This window comes from Flagellimonas spongiicola (assembly GCF_023502425.1).
Classification (GTDB): domain Bacteria; phylum Bacteroidota; class Bacteroidia; order Flavobacteriales; family Flavobacteriaceae; genus Flagellimonas; species Flagellimonas spongiicola.
In genome coordinates this window covers 364,627-389,536 of the sequence record NZ_JAMFMA010000003.1, presented here as the reverse complement: position 1 = coordinate 389,536, position 24,910 = coordinate 364,627, and the positions used below count along the sequence as shown (strand labels likewise).

Annotated in this window: 24 protein-coding genes; 12 read left to right on the top strand and 12 right to left on the bottom strand. The window is 39.2% G+C overall.

The genetic code is table 11. The features are described 5' to 3' along the window. Window positions 1-20 precede the first annotated feature (20 nt). Window positions 21-1,100 (bottom strand): aminotransferase class V-fold PLP-dependent enzyme, encoded by a 1,080-nt coding sequence (locus M3P19_RS13265; protein WP_249658172.1) that lies wholly within the window; start codon window positions 1,098-1,100, stop codon window positions 21-23. Between the two features lie 54 nt (window positions 1,101-1,154). Between M3P19_RS13265 and M3P19_RS13260 the strand changes: the two genes are divergently transcribed. Continuing rightward, the gene (locus M3P19_RS13260) at window positions 1,155-1,544 is read left to right on the top strand and encodes a 2TM domain-containing protein (protein WP_249658171.1); all 390 of its coding nucleotides are present in this window, start codon (window positions 1,155-1,157) and stop codon (window positions 1,542-1,544) included. Further along, on the top strand, window positions 1,541-2,032 hold the full coding sequence (locus tag M3P19_RS13255; protein WP_249658170.1) for a dihydrofolate reductase: 492 nt from the start codon (window positions 1,541-1,543) through the stop codon (window positions 2,030-2,032). Before M3P19_RS13260 ends, M3P19_RS13255 begins: the two co-directional genes overlap by 4 nt. Before the next feature lie 3 nt (window positions 2,033-2,035). On the opposite strand, the gene murI is transcribed toward M3P19_RS13255, so the two are convergent. From murI to M3P19_RS13215, 8 genes are all read right to left on the bottom strand, one after another. After that, on the bottom strand, window positions 2,036-2,812 hold the full coding sequence (murI, locus tag M3P19_RS13250) for a glutamate racemase (protein ID WP_249658169.1): 777 nt from the start codon (window positions 2,810-2,812) through the stop codon (window positions 2,036-2,038). An 83-nt stretch (window positions 2,813-2,895) separates the two neighbouring features. After that, entirely contained in the window at window positions 2,896-3,405 is a 510-nt protein-coding gene (locus M3P19_RS13245; protein ID WP_249658168.1) for an OmpH/Skp family outer membrane protein, read from the bottom strand. Between the two features lie 48 nt (window positions 3,406-3,453). Then, window positions 3,454-4,290 (bottom strand): OmpH/Skp family outer membrane protein, encoded by an 837-nt coding sequence (locus M3P19_RS13240; RefSeq protein ID WP_249658167.1) that lies wholly within the window; start codon window positions 4,288-4,290, stop codon window positions 3,454-3,456. A gap of 97 nt (window positions 4,291-4,387) precedes the next feature. Then, window positions 4,388-7,057, bottom strand: a complete 2,670-nt coding sequence (locus M3P19_RS13235; protein WP_249658166.1) for a BamA/OMP85 family outer membrane protein — start codon at window positions 7,055-7,057, stop codon at window positions 4,388-4,390. Then, on the bottom strand, window positions 7,029-7,769 hold the full coding sequence (locus M3P19_RS13230) for an isoprenyl transferase (RefSeq protein ID WP_249658165.1): 741 nt from the start codon (window positions 7,767-7,769) through the stop codon (window positions 7,029-7,031). Before M3P19_RS13230 ends, M3P19_RS13235 begins: the two co-directional genes overlap by 29 nt. 2 nt (window positions 7,770-7,771) lie before the next feature. Continuing rightward, window positions 7,772-8,458, bottom strand: a complete 687-nt coding sequence (gene porG / locus M3P19_RS13225) for a type IX secretion system protein PorG (protein WP_249658164.1) — start codon at window positions 8,456-8,458, stop codon at window positions 7,772-7,774. Window positions 8,459-8,570: 112 nt separating this feature from the next. Continuing rightward, window positions 8,571-9,452 carry an NAD kinase gene (locus M3P19_RS13220; protein ID WP_249658163.1) on the bottom strand — a complete coding sequence of 294 codons (882 nt, stop codon included), beginning with the start codon at window positions 9,450-9,452 and terminating at the stop codon, window positions 8,571-8,573. A 1-nt stretch (window position 9,453) separates the two neighbouring features. After that, complete coding sequence (locus tag M3P19_RS13215; protein WP_249658162.1) at window positions 9,454-10,110, bottom strand: CBS domain-containing protein; 657 nt, start codon at window positions 10,108-10,110, stop codon at window positions 9,454-9,456. An 88-nt stretch (window positions 10,111-10,198) separates the two neighbouring features. Between M3P19_RS13215 and M3P19_RS13210 the strand changes: the two genes are divergently transcribed. The 7 genes from M3P19_RS13210 to clpX all read left to right on the top strand — a co-directional run bounded on the left by M3P19_RS13210 (window position 10,199) and on the right by clpX (window position 17,253). Next, window positions 10,199-10,915, top strand: a complete 717-nt coding sequence (locus tag M3P19_RS13210) for a pyridoxine 5'-phosphate synthase (protein ID WP_249658161.1) — start codon at window positions 10,199-10,201, stop codon at window positions 10,913-10,915. Beyond that, window positions 10,915-11,685 (top strand): alpha/beta fold hydrolase, encoded by a 771-nt coding sequence (locus M3P19_RS13205; RefSeq protein ID WP_249658160.1) that lies wholly within the window; start codon window positions 10,915-10,917, stop codon window positions 11,683-11,685. The genes M3P19_RS13210 and M3P19_RS13205 overlap by 1 nt, the downstream gene beginning before the upstream one ends. A gap of 131 nt (window positions 11,686-11,816) precedes the next feature. Beyond that, a complete protein-coding gene (locus tag M3P19_RS13200) occupies window positions 11,817-13,316 on the top strand; it encodes an SGNH/GDSL hydrolase family protein (protein WP_249658159.1) in 1,500 nt (499 codons plus the stop codon). A 67-nt stretch (window positions 13,317-13,383) separates the two neighbouring features. Next, entirely contained in the window at window positions 13,384-13,728 is a 345-nt protein-coding gene (locus M3P19_RS13195) for a phage holin family protein (protein WP_249658158.1), read from the top strand. 99 nt (window positions 13,729-13,827) lie between these two features. Then, window positions 13,828-15,150 (top strand): trigger factor, encoded by a 1,323-nt coding sequence (gene tig, locus M3P19_RS13190; protein ID WP_249658157.1) that lies wholly within the window; start codon window positions 13,828-13,830, stop codon window positions 15,148-15,150. Between the two features lie 90 nt (window positions 15,151-15,240). Beyond that, a complete protein-coding gene (gene clpP / locus M3P19_RS13185; RefSeq protein WP_249658156.1) occupies window positions 15,241-15,921 on the top strand; it encodes an ATP-dependent Clp endopeptidase proteolytic subunit ClpP in 681 nt (226 codons plus the stop codon). A 96-nt stretch (window positions 15,922-16,017) separates the two neighbouring features. After that, on the top strand, window positions 16,018-17,253 hold the full coding sequence (clpX, locus tag M3P19_RS13180; protein ID WP_249658155.1) for an ATP-dependent Clp protease ATP-binding subunit ClpX: 1,236 nt from the start codon (window positions 16,018-16,020) through the stop codon (window positions 17,251-17,253). Here the strand turns inward: clpX and M3P19_RS13175 are convergent. Together M3P19_RS13175 and M3P19_RS13170 are read right to left on the bottom strand one after the other, a co-directional pair. Beyond that, the gene (locus M3P19_RS13175; RefSeq protein WP_249658154.1) at window positions 17,250-17,789 is read right to left on the bottom strand and encodes a hypothetical protein; all 540 of its coding nucleotides are present in this window, start codon (window positions 17,787-17,789) and stop codon (window positions 17,250-17,252) included. The genes clpX and M3P19_RS13175 overlap by 4 nt on opposite strands. Window positions 17,790-17,955: 166 nt before the next feature. Continuing rightward, window positions 17,956-19,476 (bottom strand): GH3 auxin-responsive promoter family protein, encoded by a 1,521-nt coding sequence (locus tag M3P19_RS13170; protein WP_249658153.1) that lies wholly within the window; start codon window positions 19,474-19,476, stop codon window positions 17,956-17,958. 98 nt (window positions 19,477-19,574) lie between these two features. On the opposite strand from M3P19_RS13170, the gene M3P19_RS13165 reads away from it, so the two are divergent. Genes M3P19_RS13165 through M3P19_RS13155 form a run of 3 tightly spaced genes read left to right on the top strand, consistent with a single transcriptional unit; the run spans window position 19,575 to window position 22,204 of the window. Continuing rightward, window positions 19,575-20,369, top strand: coding sequence for a DUF2797 domain-containing protein (locus M3P19_RS13165; RefSeq protein WP_249658152.1), 795 nt, complete (start codon window positions 19,575-19,577; stop codon window positions 20,367-20,369). Continuing rightward, window positions 20,335-21,285 (top strand): TolB-like translocation protein, encoded by a 951-nt coding sequence (locus M3P19_RS13160; protein WP_249658151.1) that lies wholly within the window; start codon window positions 20,335-20,337, stop codon window positions 21,283-21,285. The genes M3P19_RS13165 and M3P19_RS13160 overlap by 35 nt, the downstream gene beginning before the upstream one ends. Window positions 21,286-21,313: 28 nt before the next feature. After that, a complete protein-coding gene (locus M3P19_RS13155) occupies window positions 21,314-22,204 on the top strand; it encodes a TolB family protein (protein ID WP_249658150.1) in 891 nt (296 codons plus the stop codon). Window positions 22,205-22,208: 4 nt separating this feature from the next. Here the strand turns inward: M3P19_RS13155 and M3P19_RS13150 are convergent, their stop codons facing one another. Beyond that, window positions 22,209-24,884, bottom strand: a complete 2,676-nt coding sequence (locus M3P19_RS13150) for an AsmA-like C-terminal region-containing protein (RefSeq protein WP_249658149.1) — start codon at window positions 24,882-24,884, stop codon at window positions 22,209-22,211. Window positions 24,885-24,910 lie beyond the last annotated feature (26 nt).

Sequence of the window (24,910 nt, the reverse complement as noted above, 5' to 3'; positions counted from 1 at the left end):
CATTATACAATAATTGCCATTTAGGATTTTAGTAAATCCACAATCGCATCAATCTCATTTTCTGTATTGTAGAAGTGAAAACTTAGCCGAATTCCGTCTCCTCGCTGTACACAAACCACATTTTCATCACTTAATTTTTGAAAAACATTCTTGTCTGCCCGAATATTGAAAATGCTACTGTGGTCCTTTCTATTGGCAACATAAGGTTGGAGTAGGTCCAAATCTGTAAATGCTTTATGAGCTTTTTGTGACAATTGCTTTACTTGGGCCTCTATATGATCCATTCCTATATTGCTTAAAAAATCCATTGAGAACTGAAGGCTACCAAAATTCAAGGAATCCAAATGACCGGGCTGCAATAGTTTATTCAATGGGATATCAGTCGACAAATCTCCTGCGCGATCTACCGACCAGTTGCCTATGGCCTTTACATCCAATCTTTCAGATACACCATCTCGAAGTAAAAAGAATCCATTACCATATCCGGCCAAGAGCCATTTATACGCACTTGCACCTAGAATATCTATACCAGATTCCAAAAAATTGAAGTTTTGTGTACCACAAAATTGTGTGCCATCGGCTATGATCAGTAAGTCTGGGTAATCCTTTTTAATGTTCTTTAAGAACTCCAAATCAATCTTGACGCCATTGATCCATTGCACCAAACTAAGGGCCAACACATTAAAATTCCTAGTTTTCAATTTATCAAGAATATGTTGCTCCATATTCTCCGCGATTGAAATGTACTCTCGCTCAAAATTTCTTCGCTCAAAGGGCCAATTAAGTGAGGGATAATCATTATCCAACAACAACACTTTATATTCCTTAGATAATCCCTCTAGAAGCATATTCAAACCAATCGTGAAATTTGGCACCAGTGCTACGTTCTCCTTTTCACAACTAAAAAAATCAGCGATCGTCAACTTGACTTCGTCAATCTTATCATACCAAATTTCCTTCATTCTGCTCCCTCCAATAAGAAAATCAAGATCGTGTTCCTGGCGCCACTCCATAAGATCTTCATACAACAAGCCGGTTGCAGCTGTGTTGGCGTATATACCTTGTTGGAGGAATGGAAACTTCTTTCTTAGATGGTTCATGGGCGCTAATTTGGATTGATATCAATTATATTTGTTGTTAAAGATAGCCATTCAATGTTTTCCAAAAAGAAACCTCAAAACACTGTTGACATGGAGCAGCACGAACTGCTGGAAAATGCCCAAAAGCGCATCCGTCAGAAAAAGCGCCTGTTCTCTCACTTTGTCATCTTTTTAATTGGTAGTATTCTTTTGGTATTGATTAATAAGATTCTTAAGTATGGCGAAAGTTATGATTGGTTTATCTGGGGAATCCTGATTTGGTCGTTTATTTTTCTATATCACGCTTTCAATGTATTTGTGACCCATAAGTTTATGGGAAATGACTGGGAGCGTAAACAAAGGGAAAAGTTAGTGGCGCAACAAAAACAAAGAATTTCGGAGATTCAGAAGGAGATTGAAACAGAGTTTCCGCTTTCAAATGTCAATAAAAAAAAAGATCAATGAAGCGATTGATCATTATAGCTGCTGCAGGTGAAAACAATGCTTTAGGAAAAGACAACGATTTACCTTGGCATTTACCCGACGATTTCAAAAGGTTCAAATCCTTGACTTCTGGCCATAAAATTATCATGGGACGAAAAACCCTTGAAAGTTTTCCTAAAGCGTTACCCAATCGTGAGCATATTGCTATAACACGAGATAAAGGTTATGAACCCAAATTTCCCTGTAAAATAGTTCATTCCCTAGAGGAGGCTTTGGCTTTGGTAAACGTAAATGAAACCGCTTTTATCATTGGTGGTGGTGAAATTTATCGGCAATCCATAGCAATTGCCACTGAAATCGAATTAACCCGTATCCATGCTTCTTTTGATGCTGATGCCTATTTTCCTGAGATTGATGAATCAGTATGGAAACTAACCAAAGAGGAACATCATCCAAAGGATGACAAGCATGAATATAGTTTTACCTATCTTACTTATACTCGAGCATAGCCGTTAAAATTGGAGAAACTTCACAGTGGTATTCCCGCCCCCAACAAGTTGCTCCAAAACAGTGAACTCTGCATTGGAAAAAAACGTATGTTGAGACGGACGCAGTGATGCCAATAGTCCATTTTGCTCCAAAATAGCCTTGGTTTGCCGGGCAACTGCTTCACCAGAATCAATGATCACAACAGTGTTCGGGACAATCTGTCTTAGCACGGGTATCAAATAAGGGTAATGCGTACATCCAAGGACCAAATGATCTATACCTTCATCCAGCATTGGTTGTAAGTACGTTTTTAAAAGTTCTTTGGTTTCATCTGAATTTACCTTGCCTGCCTCTATCAATTCCACTAAACCTGTTCCTTCTTGTTCCAGGACCTCGATACCGGCCGCAAACATTTTGGATGTGCCGAAGAACAAACTACTAGACAGCGTACCCTTGGTAGCCAGTATACCTACTTTTTTGGTGTTGGTTTGAAGTGCCGCAGGCTTAATGGCCGGTTCAATACCTATAAAAGGGACTTGATAGTTGACTCTTAGGTAGGCTATGGCATTTGTTGTCGCGGTATTACATGCAACAACAATCAGTTTACAATCGTGCTTTAATAAGATTTCTGTATTCTTTATGCTCAACCTAAGGATTTCTTCTTTAGAACGCGCACCATAAGGAGCATTAGCACTATCCGCCAAATATATGGTGTCCTCTGAAGGAAGCAGTTGATGGACCTCTTTCCAAATGGAAGTACCCCCTACCCCGGAATCGAAGAACCCAATTGGTTTTGTCATGCTTAAAAATAGCTACTAAAATTGATGGTACAAAAAAACCGCTTGTCCTAAGAGAAGCGGTTTTTTAAATCGTTATCGGGTCCTTAGAAGCCTAATTCCTGTTTTACATCAGGTAAAAGATCTTTTCCTTTGGCAACGATCAAGCTCAATCCTGGGCTTGCGTCCACTACATAATCATAACCTTGGGCTGCGGCTACCTTTTCGATTGCTGCTTTGGCCTTATCGGAAATTGGAGCAAACAATTCTTGCTGCTTTTTCTGCATTTCCTGAAGAGCTGCTTGTTCAGCCTCCTGGATATTCTTTTCATATCCTTGAAGTTCTACTGCTCTCTTCTGGTTTTCCTCTTCAGATTTAGAAGTAGCTTCGTTTGAATATTGGGTATATTTATTTTTTAGCTCAGTCATGGAGCTTTCGATATCCGCTCTGTAAGTTTCCTGCAATTTCTTAAGCTCGGCTTGAGCTGCTTTCATCTCCGGCATTTCGGACAACAATTGCTGTACATTGATATGCGCAACCTTACTTTGTGCGTTTACAAAACCCGTAGCTGCAACAAATAAGACTAGGGCTACAGCAATCTTCTTTACATTTTTCATGATTCTCTAAGTTATACTATTTTGAATTTTACTATTAGTGTTTCAATATTATTTTTGTATTGAATCCTGTTGTTGTTCTTGCGCTTTTTTTCGTTCCTCCAATTTGGCTTTCCGTTTGGCATCGCGCTCTTCCAATAATTTCTTTCTTCTTGCTTCGTAAGCCTTTTTACGTTCTTCCCGTAGTCTCAATTGTTCTGTTCTACGGTCTTCAGCAGCTTTTGCTTTGGCAGCTTGGCTTTCATCTGCTTGGGCTTTACGTTGTTTCAAGGCTTCACTGATCTCCTTATCCTCTTCTGCCTGCTCTTCCTGAAAGCGATCCAGCCTATTTTGTTCCTTTTCTTTCTTATTGGATTTGCTCACCTTTCTTGTGCGAGCTATTTCCCTTAGAACCAAGTCACTGATATCGTGTCTTTTTTCGGAATACAACATTACGACATCTGCTGATTTATCAAAAATAAAATCATATCTTTTATTTCCGCCTATCTTCTGGACCTCATTGAAAACTTGATCCTGGATAGGCTGTATCAGCAATTGCTTTTGCAAAACCAAATCTCCTTGTGGACCAAAACGATCTTGCTGATAGTCCAGCATTTCCGTTTCAAGTATTTGGATTTCCTCCTCACGTTCTGCAATGAGCTCATCCGTCAACAAAACTTTTTCAGCCATTAAATCCTTCTTCATTTGCTCAACTACACTTTGTTTGAGCTCAATTTCCTGTTTCCACTTTAAAGCCTTGGTATTTAATTGTTCTGTGGCATCCCGATATTCCTCTACATTTTCGAGGATATACTCCATGTCTACATAGCCAATACGCACACCTCGCTGGGAGAAACCATAAAAGGATAGCATCAAAACAAGTAATGTCAAAAGAACTTTGGTCTTCATTTTTTGTTTCCGTTTGTTACAAAGAAAATATCATGCCAAAATAACTAATTAATTTATAATGAGCTATTTACATTTTTAAGACATGATAATCTTATGGTTAAAACTGCTGCCCGATAATGAAGTGCGTTTGCCAGCCACTTGGTCCTGTGGAGTTTGGATTTGCATCTCTATCAAACCCATATCCAAAGTCTATACCCAATAGACCGAATGCCGGCATAAAAATTCGAAGCCCCACTCCGGCAGATCTTTTTAATTCAAACGGATTATACTCACTAAAATTGTTGAAGGCGTTACCTGCTTCTAAAAATGAAAGCGCATAGATGGATGCCGATGGTTTCAAAGTAAGTGGATAACGCAATTCCAAGGAGAATTTATTATAAATGGTTCCCCCATCTCTTTCTTGGTTACCAGTAATTGGGTTTATACTAAATGGCGTCAAGGAGCTATTTTCATAACCTCTTAATTGAACTACGTCCCTACCATCCAAAGTAAAGTTTCCTAAACCATCACCTCCTACGAAGAATCGTTCAAATGGAACCGCTCCTATATCATTGTTATAGCTACCCAAGAACCCAAATTCTGCATTGGTACGTAACACTAATTTATCCACTAGATTGGTGTACCAATCTCCTTTGAACTTGATTTTATAAAATTCCAACAACTTGAATCTTTCTTCCTCCAAGCGTTCCAATTCGTTACTTAATTCGTTGAACTCAATTTGTTCTTCTATGGTTCCAGGTGTAGGGCCCAATTCGAACAATCGTGTTGTAATATCATTAATATCGGTTTTAATTTGCTTGAAGTCCTTTCCACTGAACCAGGAATAGGGTGGTGTGAATTTAGCCGTCAATTCAAAGTTGGAACCGCTCAATGGGAAAATTCTACTAGGTCCTTGCGAACTACGAGAGATACCCAACGTATAACTCAATGAATTGGAACTACCGTTACCAAAATTAAATAGACCATTGTTAAAATCGTTGAAATCATACAACTGATACGCCAAGGAATGCGAAATGGTAAAGAAATCATCTGGCCATTGCACCCTCTTTGCCAAACCAGCAGAAACTCCGGTAATTGCAAATCCTCGGTCCCTGTCTACATCTATTCTACCTTGATTATTGAAATTTGTTGCAAATTGTTGCGTTCTGGAAAGTGACAAGTTGAAACGTACCGGTTTTTTACCTCCAAGCCATGGCTCCGAAAAATTCAAACTATAAACTCTAAAGGTCCTACTTGCTTGTAATCTAAGGGCAAAAGTTTGACCATCTCCCATTGGTACAGGCTTATAGGCCTCACCATTAAAAATGTTCTTTAAAGAAAAGTTACTGAATGAAAGCCCTAAGGTACCGATGAAGCCACCTCCACCGAAACCACCTTGTAGTTCAATCTGACTGGAACCCGACTCCACCAAACTATACTGAACATCCACAGTACCTGCATTGGGGTCAGGGTTTTGAATATCCGGAGCGATTTGCTCAGCATCAAAAAATCCTAGTTGCCCTAATTCACGAATACTACGAACAATATTGTCCTTACTGTACTTCTGACCTGGACGTGTTCTTAGTTCACGGAAAATCACATGGTCATTGGTCTTATCGTTCCCAACTACGGTAACATGATCCAAGAAAGTTTCCTTCCCTTCAATAATTCGTATTTCAAAGTCAATGGTATCGTTTACTGCAGATACTTCAACGGGATTTATACTTGAGAATAAGTATCCGTTGTTTTGATAAAGATTGGTAAGGTCTTGACCATCTGGTTTGGTATCATCCGCTATACGCTTCTTAAGCAGTACACCATTGTATGTTGCACCCTTTCGAATTCCGAGTATTTGGCTTAACTGTCTATCCGTATAAACCGAATTACCAACAAAATTGATGTCACCAAAGTAGTATTTATCACCTTCCTCAACTTTGATACGTAAATCAATATTGTTTTCATCTACCTTGACAAAGGTGTCATTCAAAACACGGGCATCTCGGTATCCTCGTTCTGCATAGGCATCAACTAAACTAGAAAGGTCTTCTTTATAATCTGCCTCTATAAATTTTGACTTTTTCCAAAAACGGTAAAATTTCTTTTTCTTGGTATTTTTCAGCGATTTTTGAAGTCGTTTATCGCCTAATTTCTCATTACCGTCAAATACAATATTCCTGATTTTGACCTTATCACCTTTTTTAACATTGATGACCATGTTCTCAGTATTCGTCCCAGTTGTATCGGACGCAGTAACAATTTGTACCTGAGCATTTAAAAAGCCTTGTTTTTTGTATTTGTTCTGAAGGTAATTCTTGGTGTTAGCAATTAAGCTTTCGGTAATTTTCTTTCCCTTTTTAAGATCGGTGTCATTGATGATATCCTCAACCTTTCGCTTTTTAACCCCATATACGGTAACGTTGGATAAGGTGGGGCGCTCAAGGATATTCAACTCCAAGAAAATCTCATTCCCTTCAATTTTTGTGTAGTACATCTCCACATTGCTGAAAAGCTCAAGACTCCATAACTTTTTTATAACGGCACTTATCTCATCCCCTGGAATAGTTATGGGTTGACCAACCCTTAAGCCTGTATAGGTTTTTACAGTCTGCTCATTATAACTTTGCAGACCGGTAACCGAGAGACCTCCCAAAATATAATCCTTCCCGTCCTCAAATGAGGTTTCTTGTGCAAAGCCATTGGCGGTGAAAAGAAGTAAGAGGAGTAGTTTAAGGTATAGCCGGGTAGTATATTGTGTTTGCTTAATTGAGTTGTTCGCTTGTTTTTCCAAATCGTCGTTCTCTATTTTGGTAACTTAATATTGCCTCTACCAAATGATGTTCACTAAAATCGGGCCAAAATACGTCAATAAAATATAATTCGGCGTATGCAATCTGCCAAAGTAAAAAATTACTGATTCTTTGTTCTCCACTAGTACGGATCAGCAGGTCCACATCTGGCAAAAAATGCGTGTAAAGATGTGTATTTATAACGGTTTCGTCAATATTTTCAAGTGAAATTATATTATTTTTAACTTTGGATGCAATCTCCTTTACCGCGGATTTCAGCTCTTCCCGTGACCCATAACTAAGTGCCAGAGTAAGTGTAGTTCCTGTATTACTGGATGTCTTGGAAATTACTTCCTGCAACTCTTTTTGCGCCTTGGAAGGCAAAGAATCAATATTACCAATGGTTTTGAGCCTTATGTTATTCTTATTAAGCGTTTTCAGCTCTTTTCGCAATGAAGCAACTAGAAGTTTCATTAAAGTTTGTACTTCCAGTTTTGGGCGGTTCCAATTTTCTGTTGAAAAAGCGTAAAGTGTTAGGTAGTCTATTTGGAGTTTGGCACAGTTTTCCACAGTTCTTCGAACCGCCTCAACACCATTTTCATGTCCAAAAACCCTTAATTTCCCTCGCTGTTTGGCCCAGCGACCATTACCGTCCATAATTACGGCAACATGCTTGGGAATCTTATTTTTATCTACGTCCGCTAAAGTGTGCATTATTATTCAAAACAATCCTGGCAAGGTTTACGTCCAAAGGTATACGTCAATGTAAAACCTGAAAAAACGTACCAGTCGTCGCTCAAGATGTTTCCGAATCTAAATTGCTCAAAATTGGAACCCGTGGGATTACTTGCATCCAAGTTATCCGTAAAGGTATATCGTGCCCCAATTTCAGCACCCAAAATCAAAAACTGATTTAGGCGATACTTGGCCCCTACCGTCATTGGAATTGCAAAACTACCGTCTTTTTGGTTAATATCCTGCACTTGAAGGGCATCAAAATAATTAAAATCGTACCTGAAATAGGTAAAACCCGTGTAAAGGTAAGGTGTAAAGGCAGGTCCCAGCTTATGAAGGTTATATTCAACAAAGTTGAATTCCAGTCCCACTGATGCTTCCAAAACGGAATTATCCACCTCATAACCCCTTTGAACCCTTGCCGGTTGACTTGATTTAGTATCATCAAAAGAGAACTTCCCATAGATGGCTGTTGCACGCCAGGAGTATCTCTTACTTTTATTCCATTTAAAGATTCCACCAAAAGCTGGGCCACTAGGTAAGATATAATTGGTTCTACCTACGTCTCCAATACCATTGGCACCACCAGCAAACACACCAATTTCATAGGTTTGTGCGTTTACTTGCAAGGCAGCACAAAAGAAAATAGCAAACAGGACTATTCGCATGCTTTTCAAAAAATTATACATTTTAGAAGTAGAGGAAAGTCTATAGAATATTGGGTTACAAAAGTTCTCCCTTGTTAAACAGTTTTTGACTTCTTTTATTGTTTCAACACTGCTAATTGCGTTTATCTTCGCCCCAAAGTAATTTGTTCCGCAGGGTTTTTAAGAAGCTTTCTGACTTATATTCAATCATTTTTATCGTAAAATCGGATTTTCTGATTCGAATTTCCTTTCCATTGGGAATGCTCGCAATTCTTGAATCCAAAGAGACCAAATGATTTTCTTCCCGTCCTGAAACCCGAAGCCGTATGTGAACATCATCAGAAATCACCAAGGGCCTAGCACTAAGATTATGTGGAGCAATAGGTGTTAATACCAAAGATTTAGCTGTTGGCACAATAACAGGTCCTCCACAACTCAAGGAATACCCCGTTGAACCTGTTGGTGTAGCAATGATAAGACCATCTGCCCAATACGAAGTGAGATATTCTTCATTAAGATAGGTATCCACAGTAATCATGGATGTTGTATCCTTTCTACTGACGGTTATTTCGTTCATTGCAAAGTTCAATTCCCCAAACTCTTCCAGATCAGGGCCAAGGGCCACTTCTACCAAACTGCGTTCTTCTATACTGTAATGTCCTGCTACAAACTCTGTAACTACTTTTCTAACATCTTCTTTTTTGAAAGTGGACAAAAATCCAAGTCTTCCGGTATTGACGCCTACTATTGGTATTCCCAAATCACGCACATAGGTCACAGCGCGCAACATGGTCCCGTCACCACCAAAACTTACGAACATATCAAAAGTACTGTCCAAGCCGGTATCCTGAGAAAACTTACCATACTCATATCCTGAGAGGCATCCATCTATTTGCATACAGAATTCCTCTTCTATAAAAACAGTGGCATTTTCCCCTTTCAGTTCTTCCAACAAGTCCCACACACAAGTTTTGTCTTGCTCATTGAAAGTCTGGCCATAAATCGCGACTTTCATATTAAACGTTAAGGTATTTTTCCAAGTAATCCGATCGTTGCTTTAGGTCTTCCAAGAATTGATCATCAGAGTTTCCAAAAACTATGGAATAGTTATAGCGCCTAAAGGTCTGTGCAACTTCATTGAGGTTCAGCGTACCTATCTTAAGGGTAATCTGAACAACATCATTTTGGGAATCCGTGATAAATGCACCTAGAAGTCGTGCATTATTGCTTTCCACAATTTGGGCAATTTCGCTAAAGGAGTAATCCTTAATCCCCGTTGCAATAACCAAAATCCCACCAGGCTCTTTAAAAAATGGTGTGTCAATAAAATCGGCTACAACATCTCCAAGGTCATAATAGCCAACAATAACTTGTTGCTCATCCAATACCGGGATAATATTGGCTTCATTTCTGGCAAAAGCCTCCAACACATCCAACCACAAGGTGTCTTTCTTTACAAAAAAGTTTTCCAAATCAATTCGAAACGCATCAATCGTTTTATCTGGCTCAAAGCAAGCAAGGTCATTTTCAGACAGCGAGCCAATATATGATCCGTTCTCGGTTACCGCTACATGCGAAAAAGTGGTTTCCTTAAAAAAACCAATAACTTCTTCCAAAGTTTCTGAAACCTCGAAAATAGGGACAGTGTTGATAATTTTGCTTTGGATTTGCATAACTATTCTATTGGGTGCAAAATACTAATTTTATATCGCAAAAGGCGTGCCCAATTTGTATTTTTGACATTCCAAAAAAAGGAAATCCATGACAAAACTTAGTGTCAATATAAATAAGCTGGCCACGCTTCGTAATTCTAGAGGTGGTAATGTTCCCAACCTCGTAAAATCCACTCAAGATATAGAGTCGTTCGGTGCTCAAGGAATTACCATTCATCCAAGACCTGATGAACGCCATATCCGTTATCAAGATGCGCGAGACCTTAAAAAGGTTGTCTCAACAGAGTTCAATATTGAAGGAAATCCCATTCCCAAGTTCATAGACCTGGTTTTGGAAGTGAAGCCAACCCAAGTAACATTGGTACCAGATGCTGAAGATGCCATTACTTCAAATGCCGGGTGGGATACGCTAAAACACAAGGATTTTTTGATTGACGTAATAAAGACCTTCAAGAAAAACGGAATTCGCACCTCTATATTCGTAGATCCGGATGTAAAGATGGTACAGGGTGCTGCAGAAACTGGCACTGACCGCATTGAACTATATACCGAAAGCTATGCGGATGCATTTCTAAAAGGTGAAAAGGAAACTGGGGTTCGTCCTTTTGCCGATGCCGCTTACGTAGCAAATGACTTAAACTTAGGCGTCAACGCAGGGCATGACCTTAGTTTGGATAACATTACGTTCTTTAAGGACAACATTCCCAATCTATTGGAAGTTTCCATAGGTCACGCACTAATTTGTGAATCCATTTATTTAGGGATTGAAAATGTGGTTAACATGTACTTACACAGATTGAAGTAATGGAAGTATTGCATGCTAAAATATTAGGCGAAGGCAAACCCTTGATTATTTTACATGGTTTTCTAGGGATGTCCGATAATTGGAAAACACTAGGTGCCAAATATGCCGAGCAAGGATATCATGTGCATCTTGTAGACCAGCGCAACCACGGAAAGAGTTTTCACGCTGTAGAATTTGACTATCAGCTAATGGCTCAGGATGTATTGCACTACATGTACATAAACAACTTGGACAGCGCAGCAATCATCGGGCACTCAATGGGAGGTAAAACTGCAATGCAACTCGCAACTTCACATCCAGAAGTCATCAACAAGCTATTGGTTGCGGATATTTCGCCAAAATACTATCCCCCGCATCACCAGCCTATAATTGATGCATTAGGGCATTTGGATTTTGACATCATCAATTCCCGTAAACAAGCGGATGAAGTACTTTCAAAGTATCTGTCAGAGTTCGGCACTCGGCAATTTTTACTAAAAAACCTTTATTGGGCTGAACCTGGAAAGCTTGGGTTGCGCTTAAATTATAGCGTTTTAAAGGATAAAATGGATGAAATTGGTGAAAGCATTGACACCAATGCTACCTTTGATGGACCCACACTTTTTCTAAGAGGAGATCGATCAGAGTACATTCTTCCCAACGATTACACCGAAATAAAACGACATTTCCCAAAGGCTGATATCCAAACAATAGAAAAAGCAGGACACTGGTTGCATGCGGAAAATCCCAGTCAGTTTTTTGATAAGTCCATAGCATTTCTGAATTCGTAAAAAACAATGCATTTTATTATGCATGCATAATTTTTTTGCCCATTTTATTGTCTGGATGACAAATTTGATATAGATTTGGTCAAATCGGGGTAACCATTAGGTAACCTAGTCTAACTCAAATAGCTATTAGTATGAAAAAGTTTTATGCCCTATTACTCCCTCTACTAGGGTTGATTTTTGTTGCGTGTGAAGATGATGACCCAGCAACAAACCCGGACCCTGACCCAACGCCATCATATACAGCAGGATCTGCGAATTTTTCCAATTATGTTGCGGTAGGAAACTCACTTACCGCTGGATTTTCAGATAACGCATTGTTTATTGCAGGACAAGAAGCCTCCTTTCCAAACATGTTGGCTTCCAACTTTGCTTTGGTTGGTGGTGGTGCTTTTAACCAACCTTTAATGAATGACAACTTAGGAGGTCTGACCTTACAGGGCAATCCGATAAGTAATAATAGATTGATTTTATTGTTCACACCTGATGGTCCCGCACCAACTGTAAAAGACGGTGCCGGCAGTACAGAAGTATCTACTAAACTTTCGGGTTCCTTTAATAACATGGGAGTACCAGGCGCAAAAAGTTATGAATTGCTTGCTCCAGGTTATGGCAGCGTAGCAGGAGTGGCCATGGGAACTGCCAACCCATATTTTGCACGTTTCTCATCTTCGGAAACCGCTACCGTAATTGGTGATGCCGCAACACAAGGGGCAACCTTCTTTACTTCCTGGATTGGTTCAAATGACATATTATTATATGCGACAAATGGCGGCTCTGGCGTAGATCAGACAGGAAATCTTAACCCAGCCTCCTATGGCAGGAATGATATTACTGACCCAATGGTATTTGCCGGTGCATTGGATGGCATCCTTAGCACAATGACAGCCGGTGGCGCTGATGGTGCTATTGCTAATTTACCTAGCGTAACAGATGTTCCATACTTTACAACCGTTCCGCATAATCCCGTCCCACTTGATCAAGCAACTGCAGATTTGTTAAATGGAGCATATGCTGCTTACAACGGAGGCCTATTACTAGCGCAGAGTTTTAACTTGATAACGGCTGATGAAGTGGCAAAAAGAACAATATCGTTTGCTGCTGGAGACACCAATGCTGTAGTATTGCTTGATGAAGATTTAACAGATTTGACAGGTGTTGATCCAGGTTTAATAAATATGAGACAAGCTACTGCAGAGGACCTGTTGATTTTACCGTCCAGTGCATTCATAGGCACGTTAGCGAATCCCGCAGATCCCACTTCAATTAACGGTGTAGCAATTCCATTGGCAGATAATTGGGTTTTAACCCCAGAAGAGCAATTGGCTATTGAAACTGCTTTAAATGCATATAATGCCACAATTGCTGCGCTAGCCACCCAATACGATTTGGCATTGGTTGACATGAACACCAAATTGGCCGAATTGAACAGTACTGGATTCCCTCAAGCCGACGGAAGTGTTGTAACCAGCACCTTCGCTACAGGAGGAGGATTTTCGTTAGATGGAGTTCATCCAGCACCTAGAGGTTATGCTATTATTGCAAATGCTTTTCTTGAGGCTATAAATACCAAATATGGCTCCAACCTACCTGGGGTAAATCCTTTGGATTTTACTGGACTATACATCGATTGATCTACACTTAAATTCACTATATTAAGGCATCGCAATTGCGATGCCTTTTTTATTTAAACCATACCTCATGAAACTTATTTTGAAACTATTACTGAATGCCTTGGCGGTTGTCATACTAAGCTATGTATTGCCCGGTGTTGGAGTGGATTCGTACCAAACCGCAATAATTGTTGCCTTGGTATTAAGTGTCCTCAATTTTTTAGTGAAACCTATTTTGGTGATTCTTACGTTACCCATTACCATCCTCACCCTGGGATTATTTCTTTTGATAATCAATGCGATCCTTATTTTGACTGCCGCGCATTTCATTCCAGGATTTGAGGTTTCAAGTGTATTATGGGCTATAATTTTCAGCCTATTGCTTTCCTTCCTGCAATCAATTTTACACTCTTTACTGAAAGAGGACAAGTAGAAAAGTTTTCATTTGAAATTCAACACTTTAAAAAGTTGCCCTACTAATGAAAATGCATTACTTTTGCCACCCATTTTTGAATAGCAAATTAGGTAGGAGATGAATATCACAAAAGAGCAGATAGATGAGCTAAACGCCGTGGTGAAAGTGGCCATCAGCAAGGATGATTATCAAGAAAAAGTTGACAATATCCTAAAAGATTACAGAAAACAAGCCAATATTCCTGGTTTCCGTAAAGGTCAGGTACCCATGGGTCTTATCAAAAAGCAGTATGGAAAAGCTGTTTTGGTGGACGAGGTGAATAAATTACTTCAAGACAACCTCAACAAATATCTTACCGAGGAAAAGTTGGATGTTTTGGGGAATCCTCTTCCAAAGCAACAAGATAATTTTGACTGGGACAATGAAAATCTTGATTTTGAATTTGAATTGGGATTAGCACCCAACTTTGATGTAAAGGTCAAGACCAAAAAAGCCGTGACCCACTATAAAATTGTTGCAGACAAGAAGATGATAGATGAGCAGGTGGAGCGTATTCAAAAACAATACGGCAAATTGGTTTCCAAGACAGAAGTAGGCAAGAAAGATGAAGTTACAGGGACTTTTGTTAATGAAGCAGAGGAAATTGAGCATAAAACCACTATTGAATTAGATAAAATCAAAAGCAAAAAAGCGGTTGATGCCTTAGTGGGCAAAAAAGTAGGTGAAAGTGTTAACCTAAAAACCAAAGGATTGTTCAAAGAGGATTACCTATTGTCCAGTGCTTTGGGAATTGATCGCGAAAAAGCTGAAAAACTGAATATTGATGTAACCTTCAATATTGAGGAAATCAATGAGCGTGAAGCAGCAGTATTAGATCAAGAGTTATTTGATAAGCTTTTTGGAAAAGACGGCGTAAGTTCTGAAAAAGAATTACGTGAAAGAATCAAAGAAGATTCTGAAAAGCAATTTGAGCAACAGTCCGATCAAAAGCTTTTGAATGATATCACCGAAAAATTAATTGATGACACCAAATTTGAACTTCCATCAGAATTCTTGAAAAAATGGATTCAGGTGAGCGGTGAAAATCCTTTGACTGACGATGAAGCCAGTGAAGAATTCGAAAAATCTGAAAAAGGACTTCGCTATCAGTTGATTGAAGGTAAAATCATAAAAGAAAACGACCTTCAGGTACAATTTGATGAACTAAAAGAATTTGCCAAAGGTTTCATCAAATCACAAATGGCGCAATACGGTCATATGGATCCACAAGAAGAAGAGTTGGAGAACATCGCCAACAGGATTATGGGGAACCAAGACGAGGTAAAAAGATTATCCGATCAATTGATGAGTCAAAAATTATTGACTTATTATAAGGAAAACGGCAATTTAAAGGTGAAAGAAGTTAACTATGACGACTTTGTCAAGGAAGCTTATAGCTAAACAGGAGCTAAAAGAAAATTAAGTATCTTTACGGTGCCGGAAAATTTATTTTTCGGCACCTTTTTTTTAAGCAAAATCGAAAGAAATCCTATGGATTACGGTAAAGAATTTAAAAAATACGCCACACAACATCACGGAATTAACAGCATGTATTATGACAAGATCATGAGTAGCATGTATCCTGTGGGCATGACTCCAAATATTATTGAGGAAAGACAATTGAACGCCATTGCAATGGACGTCTTTTCTAGATTGATGATGGATCGTATCATCTTTTTAGGTACAGGAATCAATGATCAAGTGGCTAATATTGTTCAAGCACAGTTGCTGTTTTTGGAAAGTGCAGATGCATCCAAAGACATTCAAATCTATATCAATTCCCCGGGAGGAAGTGTTTATGCCGGTTTGGGCATTTATGACACCATGCAGTTCATTAAACCTGATGTAGCAACCATTTGTACTGGTATTGCAGCATCTATGGCAGCTGTATTGCTTTGTGCGGGTCATGAAGGTAAAAGAAGTGGCCTTACCCATTCCAGGGTAATGATCCATCAACCTATGGGTGGTGCACAGGGACAAGCCAGTGATATTGAAATCACTGCTCGGGAAATTTTGAAACTAAAAGAAGAACTCTATCACATCATTGCTAAACATTCTGGACAAAAATTTGATAAGGTAAGTGACGATAGTGATCGTGATTACTGGATGAAAGCCGATGAGGCCAAAAAATACGGTATGATCGATGAAATATTGGTAAGAGAGAAAGGATAAAAACGACTGATACCGTCAAAACCACCGCTTTGGAATAAACCAAATGGAGTTTTTTTCCGTTATTAGTGGTTGAACAGTAATGTTAGTAAGCTGAATATGGCAAAGGAAAACTTGGAATGTTCGTTTTGTGGAAGAAAGAAGCCGGAAACCAATTTATTGATAGCTGGCTTGGATGCGCACATCTGCGATCGCTGTATTGAACAAGCATACAGTATTGTAGCTGAGGAATCCAAACAATCCAAAAATCAAGACCTATCCTCAGAATTGGTCTTAAAAAAACCAATGGAAATCAGAGATTTCCTTGACACCTTCGTGATTGGACAAGAGCGCACAAAAAAAGTAATGTCCGTTGCCGTTTATAACCATTACAAGAGATTACTACAACCCAAAAGCAAGGAAGACGAGGTAGAAATCCAAAAAAGTAACATTGTGATGGTAGGGCAAACCGGTACGGGGAAAACCCTAATTGCCAAGACCATAGCAAGAATGCTTAATGTACCACTCGCCATTGTAGATGCCACTGTGCTTACGGAAGCAGGCTATGTTGGTGAAGATGTGGAAAGTATACTTACACGCTTGTTGCAAGCTGCAGATTACAATTTAGAAAAAGCAGAACGCGGTATCGTATTTATTGATGAGATAGATAAGATTGCCCGTAAGAGTGACAACCCTTCTATTACGCGTGATGTATCCGGTGAAGGTGTTCAGCAAGGACTTTTGAAATTGTTGGAAGGAACAGTAGTCAACGTACCACCTAAAGGTGGCCGGAAACATCCAGATCAGAAATTCATAGAAGTCAACACCGAAAACATACTTTTTGTTGCAGGAGGTGCCTTTGATGGTATTGAACGAATCATTACCAAACGTTTGAACATGCAAGCTGTAGGGTATAGCGCTTCTAAAGCTGAAGATCGTTTGGACAATGAAAATATCTTGCAATACATTATTCCAAAGGATCTAAAAGAATTTGGCTTGATCCCTGAGATAATTGGACGTCTACCCGTTTTGACACATATGAACCCATTGGATGCCAAAACCTTGCGCGCTATTCTTACTGAACCTAAAAATGCCATTATCAAGCAATACGAAAAATTGTTTGCCATGGACGGCATAACCTTTAGTATTACAGAGCAAGCCTTGACCTACATTGTGGATAAAGCAGTCGAATACAAATTAGGTGCAAGAGGACTTCGCTCATTATGCGAGGCAGTATTTACTGACGCAATGTTTGAGCTTCCAAGTACTGAAGACAAAGAATTCAAGGTTACAAAAGCCTACGCTGAGGAAAAACTATCCTACGAGACCATCAAAAAATTAAAAGCAGTATCCTAGATTGCTTTTTTGGTTACTTTTTCCAAAAGATCCAAGCAGACATCGGTAATGATTTTTTCGTCGGAGTACAATTGATGCCCAAAACTTGGGATAATCTTTAAGTCAGCACCAACTTTCATAGCCCATTTCATACTTGGCTTGAATTTGTCACATTCACCAAAAATCAAATCCATTGGAATTTCAGGCTTGTTTTCCTCAAAACGAATTCTAGTAGGAGAAATAGCGGTCAAAGATTTCATCGGCAAGCCTTTTAATGCAGCTTTCCATGCTATGGTACCGCCAGTACTAAATGCCAAATAGTGTGCTGGCTCCGTTTCCTTTTTAAGTAAATGGGCAACCGCAGTATCAATACCTCCATTTACAAAGGCATTGTGGATGTTCTCTTCTGTTAATACAGGAATATCAATGTCTGCCAGTTGTTGGCAATCGTGGAATTCAATATTGTAGTATTGTTGTAAATAACCAAAATATGAAGTAATCCAAAGTCCTTTTTTTACCCCCCACATATCGGAGATAACTACAAGTTTTTCAGCCATGTTAGTACTTTTTTAGTTTAGTTTTAAGATTAGGGAACTTAAAATTATCTGAACCAAACTTCAGTCATTAACGATAGAATACCATATTTATTTGTCCAAAAGAAAAAATTGTTCGACGAATGGCAAAGATTTACGAAAACGTTTTCGTAAAATGTAGAAAATCCAATTAACTATGTATTGAGTTCATTTGCAAAAGCTCTTCTAGGTGATTTCGCTCGTTTGATAACCTAGGAATCTTATGTTGCCCCCCAAGCTTATTCTTGGATTTCAGCCAATCATGAAATAGATTTTGACGTGCCACATGAACTGTGGGCATTTTAAGGGTAATATTATTGTATCTCTTGGCTTCATAATCAGAATTCAAGGACTTAAGGGCGTTATCCAAAAATTCAGTGAAATAGTTTACATCTTCCGGAGGTTTACGAAACTCGATTATCCATTCATGTGCCCCCTTTTCAGATCCATCCATAAATATGGGAGCCGCGGTGTAATCCATTATCTCCGCATTCGTCTTTTTACAAATCTGCTTCAATGCCTCTTCCGCGTTTTCAATGATCAATTCTTCACCAAATGCGTTGATATGATGTTTGGTCCTACCAGTAATTCGGATACGATAGGGATTTGTGGAGGTAAATCGAACCGTATCACCAATCTTGTAACGCCATAGACCAGCATTGGTGGTTATCACCATGGCATAGTTGACCCCCTTTTTCACATCCCATAGTGGCACCGGTTTTTCATCTTTCTCATAGGTATCCATGGGGATGAATTCATAGAAAATGCCATAGTCCAACATCAACAAAAGATCATCTGCATTATTTCGGTCTTGGATACCAAAAAAACCCTCTGAAGCATTATAGGTCTCATAATAATTGAAATTACGTCTCGGGAGCAATTTCTTATACTGATCTCGATAAGGTGTGAAACTTACGCCTCCATGGAAATAGACTTCTAGATTTTCCCATATCTCGAACAAATGATTTTTACCGGTCTTTTCCAAGACATTGTTCAACAAAACCAGCATCCAAGAAGGCACACCGGCTAAACTTGTCACATTTTCTTGAATACTTTCCTCAATTATGGCTTCCAATTTGGATTCCCATTCGCTCATCAGAGATACTTTACTACTTGGCGTACTGCTGTATTCTGCCCATAGCGGCATATTATCAATTAGAATGGCTGAAAGATCTCCAAAAAATGTTCCATTGTCTTCGTAGAGCTCCTTACTCCCTCCTAGTCGCAGGCTCTTACCGCGAAACAATTGCGAATTCTCATTGTTGTTCAAATAAAGGCATAACAAATCCTTACTGGATTTATAATGACAATCTTCTAAGGCTTCCGTGCTAACCGGGATGAACTTACTCTTGGCATTTGTTGTACCACTACTCTTGGCAAACCATTTAATGGAGGTAGGCCAAAAAATGTTTTGTTCACCCTTCCTAGACCTTTCAATAAGATCTGCCACACCCTCATAATTTCGGATAGGCACACGCTCTGCAAATTCGGAATAGCTGGTAATATCTTGAAAACCAAATTGCTTTCCTATTTGAGTATCCTTGGCAAAATCCACAAGGTTATGCAGCAATTCCTGCTGAACATCCAATGGATATTTTAAAAAAAGCTCCATTTGATGATAGCGCTTTTTCAGTAACCAAGATGCGATGGAATTAAATAAGGGTATTGGCATTTTTCGGTATCTTTAACCAAGTTGGGGCAAGGCCACATGAGCTAAAATAAAGTATCTCCCCTAGATTTTCAAATCAGTTTTAAATCAGTCATAAAACTATGCTATACGAAGGTGTACTCCGTAAAATGCAAACCGAGAACGGAAATCCCATTCAATATTATCTGGAATTCGAGAACGATTTCATCCATATGAACCAAGCCTTGAACCGAAGGATTCAAATAGATTTTATCAAATTTCAATGCCTTGGTACTGGAAAAAACGAACCCATTTACCGACAAGGGTTTTGTAGATCCTATTTTTTTGAATCCGCAGCAGCAGGTGAATGGATTATGAAGCCCGAACTCAGCAAAGCACACTTAGGCATAGAAGACCGTGATTTGGAGTACGAAAAAAAGGCACAATTACAACCTCATATCGTGTATCTGGCAAATTCCAGCAATGTTAAGGTTGGAGTGACCAGAAAAAGTCAAGTCCCAACAAGGTGGATTGATCAAGGTGCACATGAGGCCATGGAAATTGTTGAAACACCAAATCGTTATTTAGCAGGAATCACAGAAGTTGCCCTAAAAGCCCATGTAAGTGACAAAACGAGCTGGCAGAAAATGCTAAAGAATGACATTGAAGATGTAAACTTGGCAGAATGGAGGGACAAGTTAAAAGACTATATTCCATCAGAAGTGGCAGATTACTTTATTGATTCAAATTCAGAAACGCATCTCGAATTTCCAGTCCTGCAATATCCTGAAAAAGTGAAAAGTCTTAATCTCCTAAAAACACCTAGTTATACCGGGGTATTGAAAGGCATAAAAGGGCAATACCTCATCTTTGAAGACCAAACTGTCTTTAATATCCGTGCAAATGAAGGGTATTATGTTGGAATCGATTTTCTTTAATACCATTGTTGGACGCTACGTAAATTGGCCCTTCCTCGGATTGACTTTTTTATTCGGGTTTCCACTTTTTGGCCAACAAGCGCAAAAAGTCTTATTTGCCCCAAATACCATATCCACAGAGAATGTTGAGTATGCCACCACTTTTTCTCCAGATGGCACTATAATCTATTTTGCACGTAGTTTCCAGGCTTGGGGTTCTGGTGAGATGAAAAGTACAATTTACAGATCGGAACATAAAGACACCCATTGGACAGAACCCAAAATAGCAGAATTCTCCGGAACTTTCAATGATAGTGACCCACACCTAACTCCGGATGGAAATCACATGTATTTTATCTCAAGTAGACCTATTGACGGTTTTCCTTCTTCCTCCAACATATGGGTGATCTCAAAATCGGATAATGGTAGTTGGGGAGTTGCAAAACCATTACCATACCCCATTAATTCAGATGCAAGTGAATATAGTCCCACCACAGATAGATCTGGCAACCTCTATTTTGCATCCACAAGAAACGGAGGTATGGGGCAAGGTGATTTGTATTTTACAAAACAGGAAGACGGGCAATTGCTATCCCCAACAAATATTGGGAAACCCATAAATACATCCAAAGGTGAATGGAATGTAGAGGTAAATGACAATGGCAACATTCTCCTGTTTGAAGCTTCTGAGCGTAGTGAAAATGTTAGCGGCTATGGAGATCTGTACATTAGTTTCAAAAAAGGTGTGTCATGGTCAAAACCCCAAAACATAAAAGAGCTAAACACTTCAGGTAGTGATTTATATCCTGTCCTTAGGGAAGCAACCAAAGAACTATTCTTCACTAGCAGTGACAGTCTACCTAGTAAAGACACCAATATTTATAGCATTGATATTTCCCAAATTATCAAAGACTATCGCCGAAAAGCCATAAATTGATACGTATTGCAAACAACAGACAATGATCGTGGCTTCAAAATTATTCAGATTGCTATTCTTTTGCTGTGTGCTGTTGCAATCCACCAATGATGTAATTGGTCAAACCAAATTTCCAGAAAAATGCCTAACAAATCATCCTTCCGAAGATCGCTATGCTTCGTATTCTCCAAATGGTGAATGGATTGTATTCGAATCCAATAGGGATGGAAACTGGAATATTTATCTAATGGATAAAACTGGAGGTCAAGTGAAACAAATCACACAAGACCCAAATGATGATCGCAGGCCATCTTGGCATCCTAATAGCAAAAGCATCCTCTTTGAATCTTCTCGCAAAGGGCAAACGGCACTTTTTACTTTCAACCTAAAAAGCAAGCGAATAAAACAAATCAACAATAGTAGCGCGTATGGAGAGCCTATGTTTGCATCATTTTCCCCAAATGGCAGGCATATAGCTTGCAGTTACATTGTTGGCGAGAACAATTCCCATATCCTCTTATTGAACCAAAAAGGAAAAATAATAAAGACATTGGTTGCAAACGCCTATCGCAACTTCTATCCAAAATGGTCCAATGATGGCAGTAAACTAAGTTACTTCTCAAGGAAAGAAACAGCTAACGTGGATGACGAAATCTATATTCTTGATGTAAAAACAGGAAAAGAAAGTAGGATTACAGATTGGCCCAAACACAATTTCTGCCCATCCTGGTCCAATACTGATGACAAACTTGTTTACGCCACCTCTATGAAAGAAACACGCCCAGAAATATTCATTCGAAACATTGATGGAAGTGATGAAAAAAGAATCACATTCAATGAAGATGGGGATACCCTACCCAATTGGCATCCATTTGAAAACAAAATTCTTGTAACCGCTTATAGAAATGGTAATTACGAAATCTGTGAAATAGAGCTTTGAATTCTTATTCCACCGAGTCCTTTTTCTTTTTACCCAGCAAACTACCCAATACCGATTTAGCCGTTTTTTTCACAGCGTCATCATCCGTGTTGGTTGAATCTTCAGTCGTTTCCTTGTTGCCCAATAGGCCACCAATGGTTTTCTGGAGGGAATCATCTTCAGCTTGGGCGGAATCCTTTTCTTGATTAAATACATCCGCAATTAAATCCTTGGCTTTGTCCTTTCCTTGATTCACCAATTTTTGTTTTTGGATTTCTACAAGTTGGTTTGTCAATTTGGAAATTCCGGAGCTCCAATCAGTTTGAACCTTAGGATTAGAGTAGTCCCCACCTATTTTTGCAGTAACGGGAATTGTCAGGCTTTCCAAATCTGAATCATCCAATTTGGCGATTAGGCTATTAACCTCATCACCTAAGTATTTGGAAGGCACATCCAAGGTAGCGTTGTATTGCAATTGACGGTCAAACGTATGGCTCCCAGCAACATTTACCGCAATATCCTTGTATTTTAACTCAAACGGTTTTACTGAAACGGCGCCATTATCAAAACTCAAAGCTGTTTTAAGCCCACTTAAATCCAATTCTTCCGAATTCAGGAAATTAAGCTGATCATTCAATGCGGAGAACAAAGGCGCTTTTTCCGCATCTACTTTTGTAGCCAAAAGTTCCGCCAGAAGATTTCCCGAAATGGTAGCCAAATCAGGCGTAAAATCATTGTTTAAATTTCCACCGATCTTCATGTTGGAGTTAAACGTTCCCTGCAAGGCATTCGCCAATGGCGCCAATGTTTTAAACAATTCCATAGCACCAAACGACTCACCAATATTCAAATTTTCCAAACCTAAATCCATGGCGAACATGGCTTGGTCCTCTTTAGTTGAAACAGAACCATTGACACCAACTACCCCTCCAAACAAATCCGACCGTAATCCTTCTAGAATTGCCGTTTCATCCTTGATGATGAGTTTTCCCTTTACATTCCTCAAGCTGAGATTATCATACAAAACCGTATTGGCGGATGCGTTGATGGTACAATCCAAGAAGGAGGGAATCTTGATTTTTTCTTCTGTGTTTTCCTGACCATTATTAGGTTCACTTTTTTCCGAAGCCTCTTCTACCATAAAATCATTCAAGGCAAAGGTATTTGCGTCAAGACTGAAATTGCCCTCCACATTTTCATTGTTGAACAGGAATCCAAGCAGATTGGTTAAAATTCCACTGGCCTTAAAGTCCGTATTCCCAGTTTTGCCATCAAACTTTTCAAGAATTACTTGGTCAGGTGTCAAATTAACTACCGCAGTGGTAATAGTTACCGGATGCTTTAGTTCTTCGGAATTGTATTCAAAAGCATCCAATTGTAGCTGACCCGCGGTTCGTGTATTGCCGTATGCTTTGCGCTCCAAAGAAGACATATCAAAGGCTGTGGTCACATCGGCTGTCAGTTTTCCTTTTAAACCATAATCTTCGGGCATTGGATACGCCCTAGAAAGGTTGGCTAAATTCACAACTCCATCCAAATGCGCATTTACCTTGGTATTCCCGGTCAATTCACGCAGTTTGGCGTTCATATTAAACTTATCTTGGTCAATAGCAAAAGAAAGTCTATTGATATCCACGTAGGTATCATCTGCTAGTCCTGATTCATTTTTAATCTCTGTATCAATAAAAACATTTTGCACAGACTTGGGCAGTTCTGGATACTTGAACGATGCGTTTTCCGATTTCAACTTGATACCAAAGGTTGGAATATGGATGGCATCAACTATTCCCTTAAAATGACCTTCCACTTCAAAATTTCCAGAGGTTTGAACGCCATCAAGGTTTGTTGCGTACGCCTCAGGAACAACAGCCAAAAAATTCTTGAAATCTGAAGATGGTGTCTTGAATGTAATGTCCACTTCCTGGTTTCCTTCATTAACCTGCACAAAGCCATCAAAGACCAGCGGTAATTGGTTCACCATGGCCTTATTGTCCAAAAAGGAATATTTGTTTTGATTCAAATCTATTCCTATCAATGCATCCAAGAACAACTTGTTGTTGTTTAAATACCTTGTACTATCCATTTCAAAGGAGACAAGGGCATCGGTCAAGGTATTCAACTCCGATTGTTCCAATGACAAATCCCCTGTACCCGAATGGTTCAGTTCGGTTAGGGAAAGTCGCATTCCTGACTCAAGGTCTTTATATATAATTTGGGAATTGGTTATAGCGTAAGTGTCCAATTCCAAACTAAAACTATTTGTTTCTGATGCGGTTTCGTCCTGGGGAGTCGAAGAAGCTTTACCTATATCATAATTGGCATTCCCTTCTGCATCATTCTGAATCAATACATTCGCACCATCTACCTCCAAGCTTTTTATCCCAATAGGTTCTTCTGCTGATTTTAAAAGCTCGGATATCCCCATTTTCAAGGCAATCGCATCTGCAGCAAACAGTGTATCGCCTTCAAAAGGAACATTATTGATCAAAGAAAGGTCCTGAAGTTCCAGATGTGCATTGGGAAAACTTTTAAGCAAACTCAGACTAGCCGATTCAAAGTCCAATGTAGCATTGATGTTTTGGTTGACCTTGTTTTTGATGATTTCGGAAATCTTACCTTCCAATAGCAACGGGAGTGTAAAGAGCAACCCTACACTAATAAGCAGGCCAACTCCAACGATTTTAAGCAGTTTTCGTTTCATAATTTGGGAATTTGTAACAAAGTAAG

What these genes read in the sequence shown, in the direction of transcription:
- M3P19_RS13265 (WP_249658172.1), bottom strand. Translation starts at nt 1,100, where the DNA reads ATGAACCATCTAAGAAAGAAGTTTCCATTCCTCCAACAAGGTATATAC.
- M3P19_RS13260 (WP_249658171.1), top strand. Translation starts at nt 1,155, where the DNA reads ATGTTTTCCAAAAAGAAACCTCAAAACACTGTTGACATGGAGCAGCAC.
- M3P19_RS13255 (WP_249658170.1), top strand. Translation starts at nt 1,541, where the DNA reads ATGAAGCGATTGATCATTATAGCTGCTGCAGGTGAAAACAATGCTTTA.
- murI (WP_249658169.1), bottom strand. Translation starts at nt 2,812, where the DNA reads ATGACAAAACCAATTGGGTTCTTCGATTCCGGGGTAGGGGGTACTTCC.
- M3P19_RS13245 (WP_249658168.1), bottom strand. Translation starts at nt 3,405, where the DNA reads ATGAAAAATGTAAAGAAGATTGCTGTAGCCCTAGTCTTATTTGTTGCA.
- M3P19_RS13240 (WP_249658167.1), bottom strand. Translation starts at nt 4,290, where the DNA reads ATGAAGACCAAAGTTCTTTTGACATTACTTGTTTTGATGCTATCCTTT.
- M3P19_RS13230 (WP_249658165.1), bottom strand. Translation starts at nt 7,769, where the DNA reads ATGCACACTTTAGCGGACGTAGATAAAAATAAGATTCCCAAGCATGTT.
- porG (WP_249658164.1), bottom strand. Translation starts at nt 8,458, where the DNA reads ATGCGAATAGTCCTGTTTGCTATTTTCTTTTGTGCTGCCTTGCAAGTA.
- M3P19_RS13220 (WP_249658163.1), bottom strand. Translation starts at nt 9,452, where the DNA reads ATGAAAGTCGCGATTTATGGCCAGACTTTCAATGAGCAAGACAAAACT.
- M3P19_RS13215 (WP_249658162.1), bottom strand. Translation starts at nt 10,110, where the DNA reads ATGCAAATCCAAAGCAAAATTATCAACACTGTCCCTATTTTCGAGGTT.
- M3P19_RS13210 (WP_249658161.1), top strand. Translation starts at nt 10,199, where the DNA reads ATGACAAAACTTAGTGTCAATATAAATAAGCTGGCCACGCTTCGTAAT.
- M3P19_RS13205 (WP_249658160.1), top strand. Translation starts at nt 10,915, where the DNA reads ATGGAAGTATTGCATGCTAAAATATTAGGCGAAGGCAAACCCTTGATT.
- M3P19_RS13200 (WP_249658159.1), top strand. Translation starts at nt 11,817, where the DNA reads ATGAAAAAGTTTTATGCCCTATTACTCCCTCTACTAGGGTTGATTTTT.
- M3P19_RS13195 (WP_249658158.1), top strand. Translation starts at nt 13,384, where the DNA reads ATGAAACTTATTTTGAAACTATTACTGAATGCCTTGGCGGTTGTCATA.
- tig (WP_249658157.1), top strand. Translation starts at nt 13,828, where the DNA reads ATGAATATCACAAAAGAGCAGATAGATGAGCTAAACGCCGTGGTGAAA.
- clpP (WP_249658156.1), top strand. Translation starts at nt 15,241, where the DNA reads ATGGATTACGGTAAAGAATTTAAAAAATACGCCACACAACATCACGGA.
- clpX (WP_249658155.1), top strand. Translation starts at nt 16,018, where the DNA reads ATGGCAAAGGAAAACTTGGAATGTTCGTTTTGTGGAAGAAAGAAGCCG.
- M3P19_RS13175 (WP_249658154.1), bottom strand. Translation starts at nt 17,789, where the DNA reads ATGGCTGAAAAACTTGTAGTTATCTCCGATATGTGGGGGGTAAAAAAA.
- M3P19_RS13170 (WP_249658153.1), bottom strand. Translation starts at nt 19,476, where the DNA reads ATGCCAATACCCTTATTTAATTCCATCGCATCTTGGTTACTGAAAAAG.
- M3P19_RS13165 (WP_249658152.1), top strand. Translation starts at nt 19,575, where the DNA reads ATGCTATACGAAGGTGTACTCCGTAAAATGCAAACCGAGAACGGAAAT.
- M3P19_RS13160 (WP_249658151.1), top strand. Translation starts at nt 20,335, where the DNA reads ATGAAGGGTATTATGTTGGAATCGATTTTCTTTAATACCATTGTTGGA.
- M3P19_RS13150 (WP_249658149.1), bottom strand. Translation starts at nt 24,884, where the DNA reads ATGAAACGAAAACTGCTTAAAATCGTTGGAGTTGGCCTGCTTATTAGT.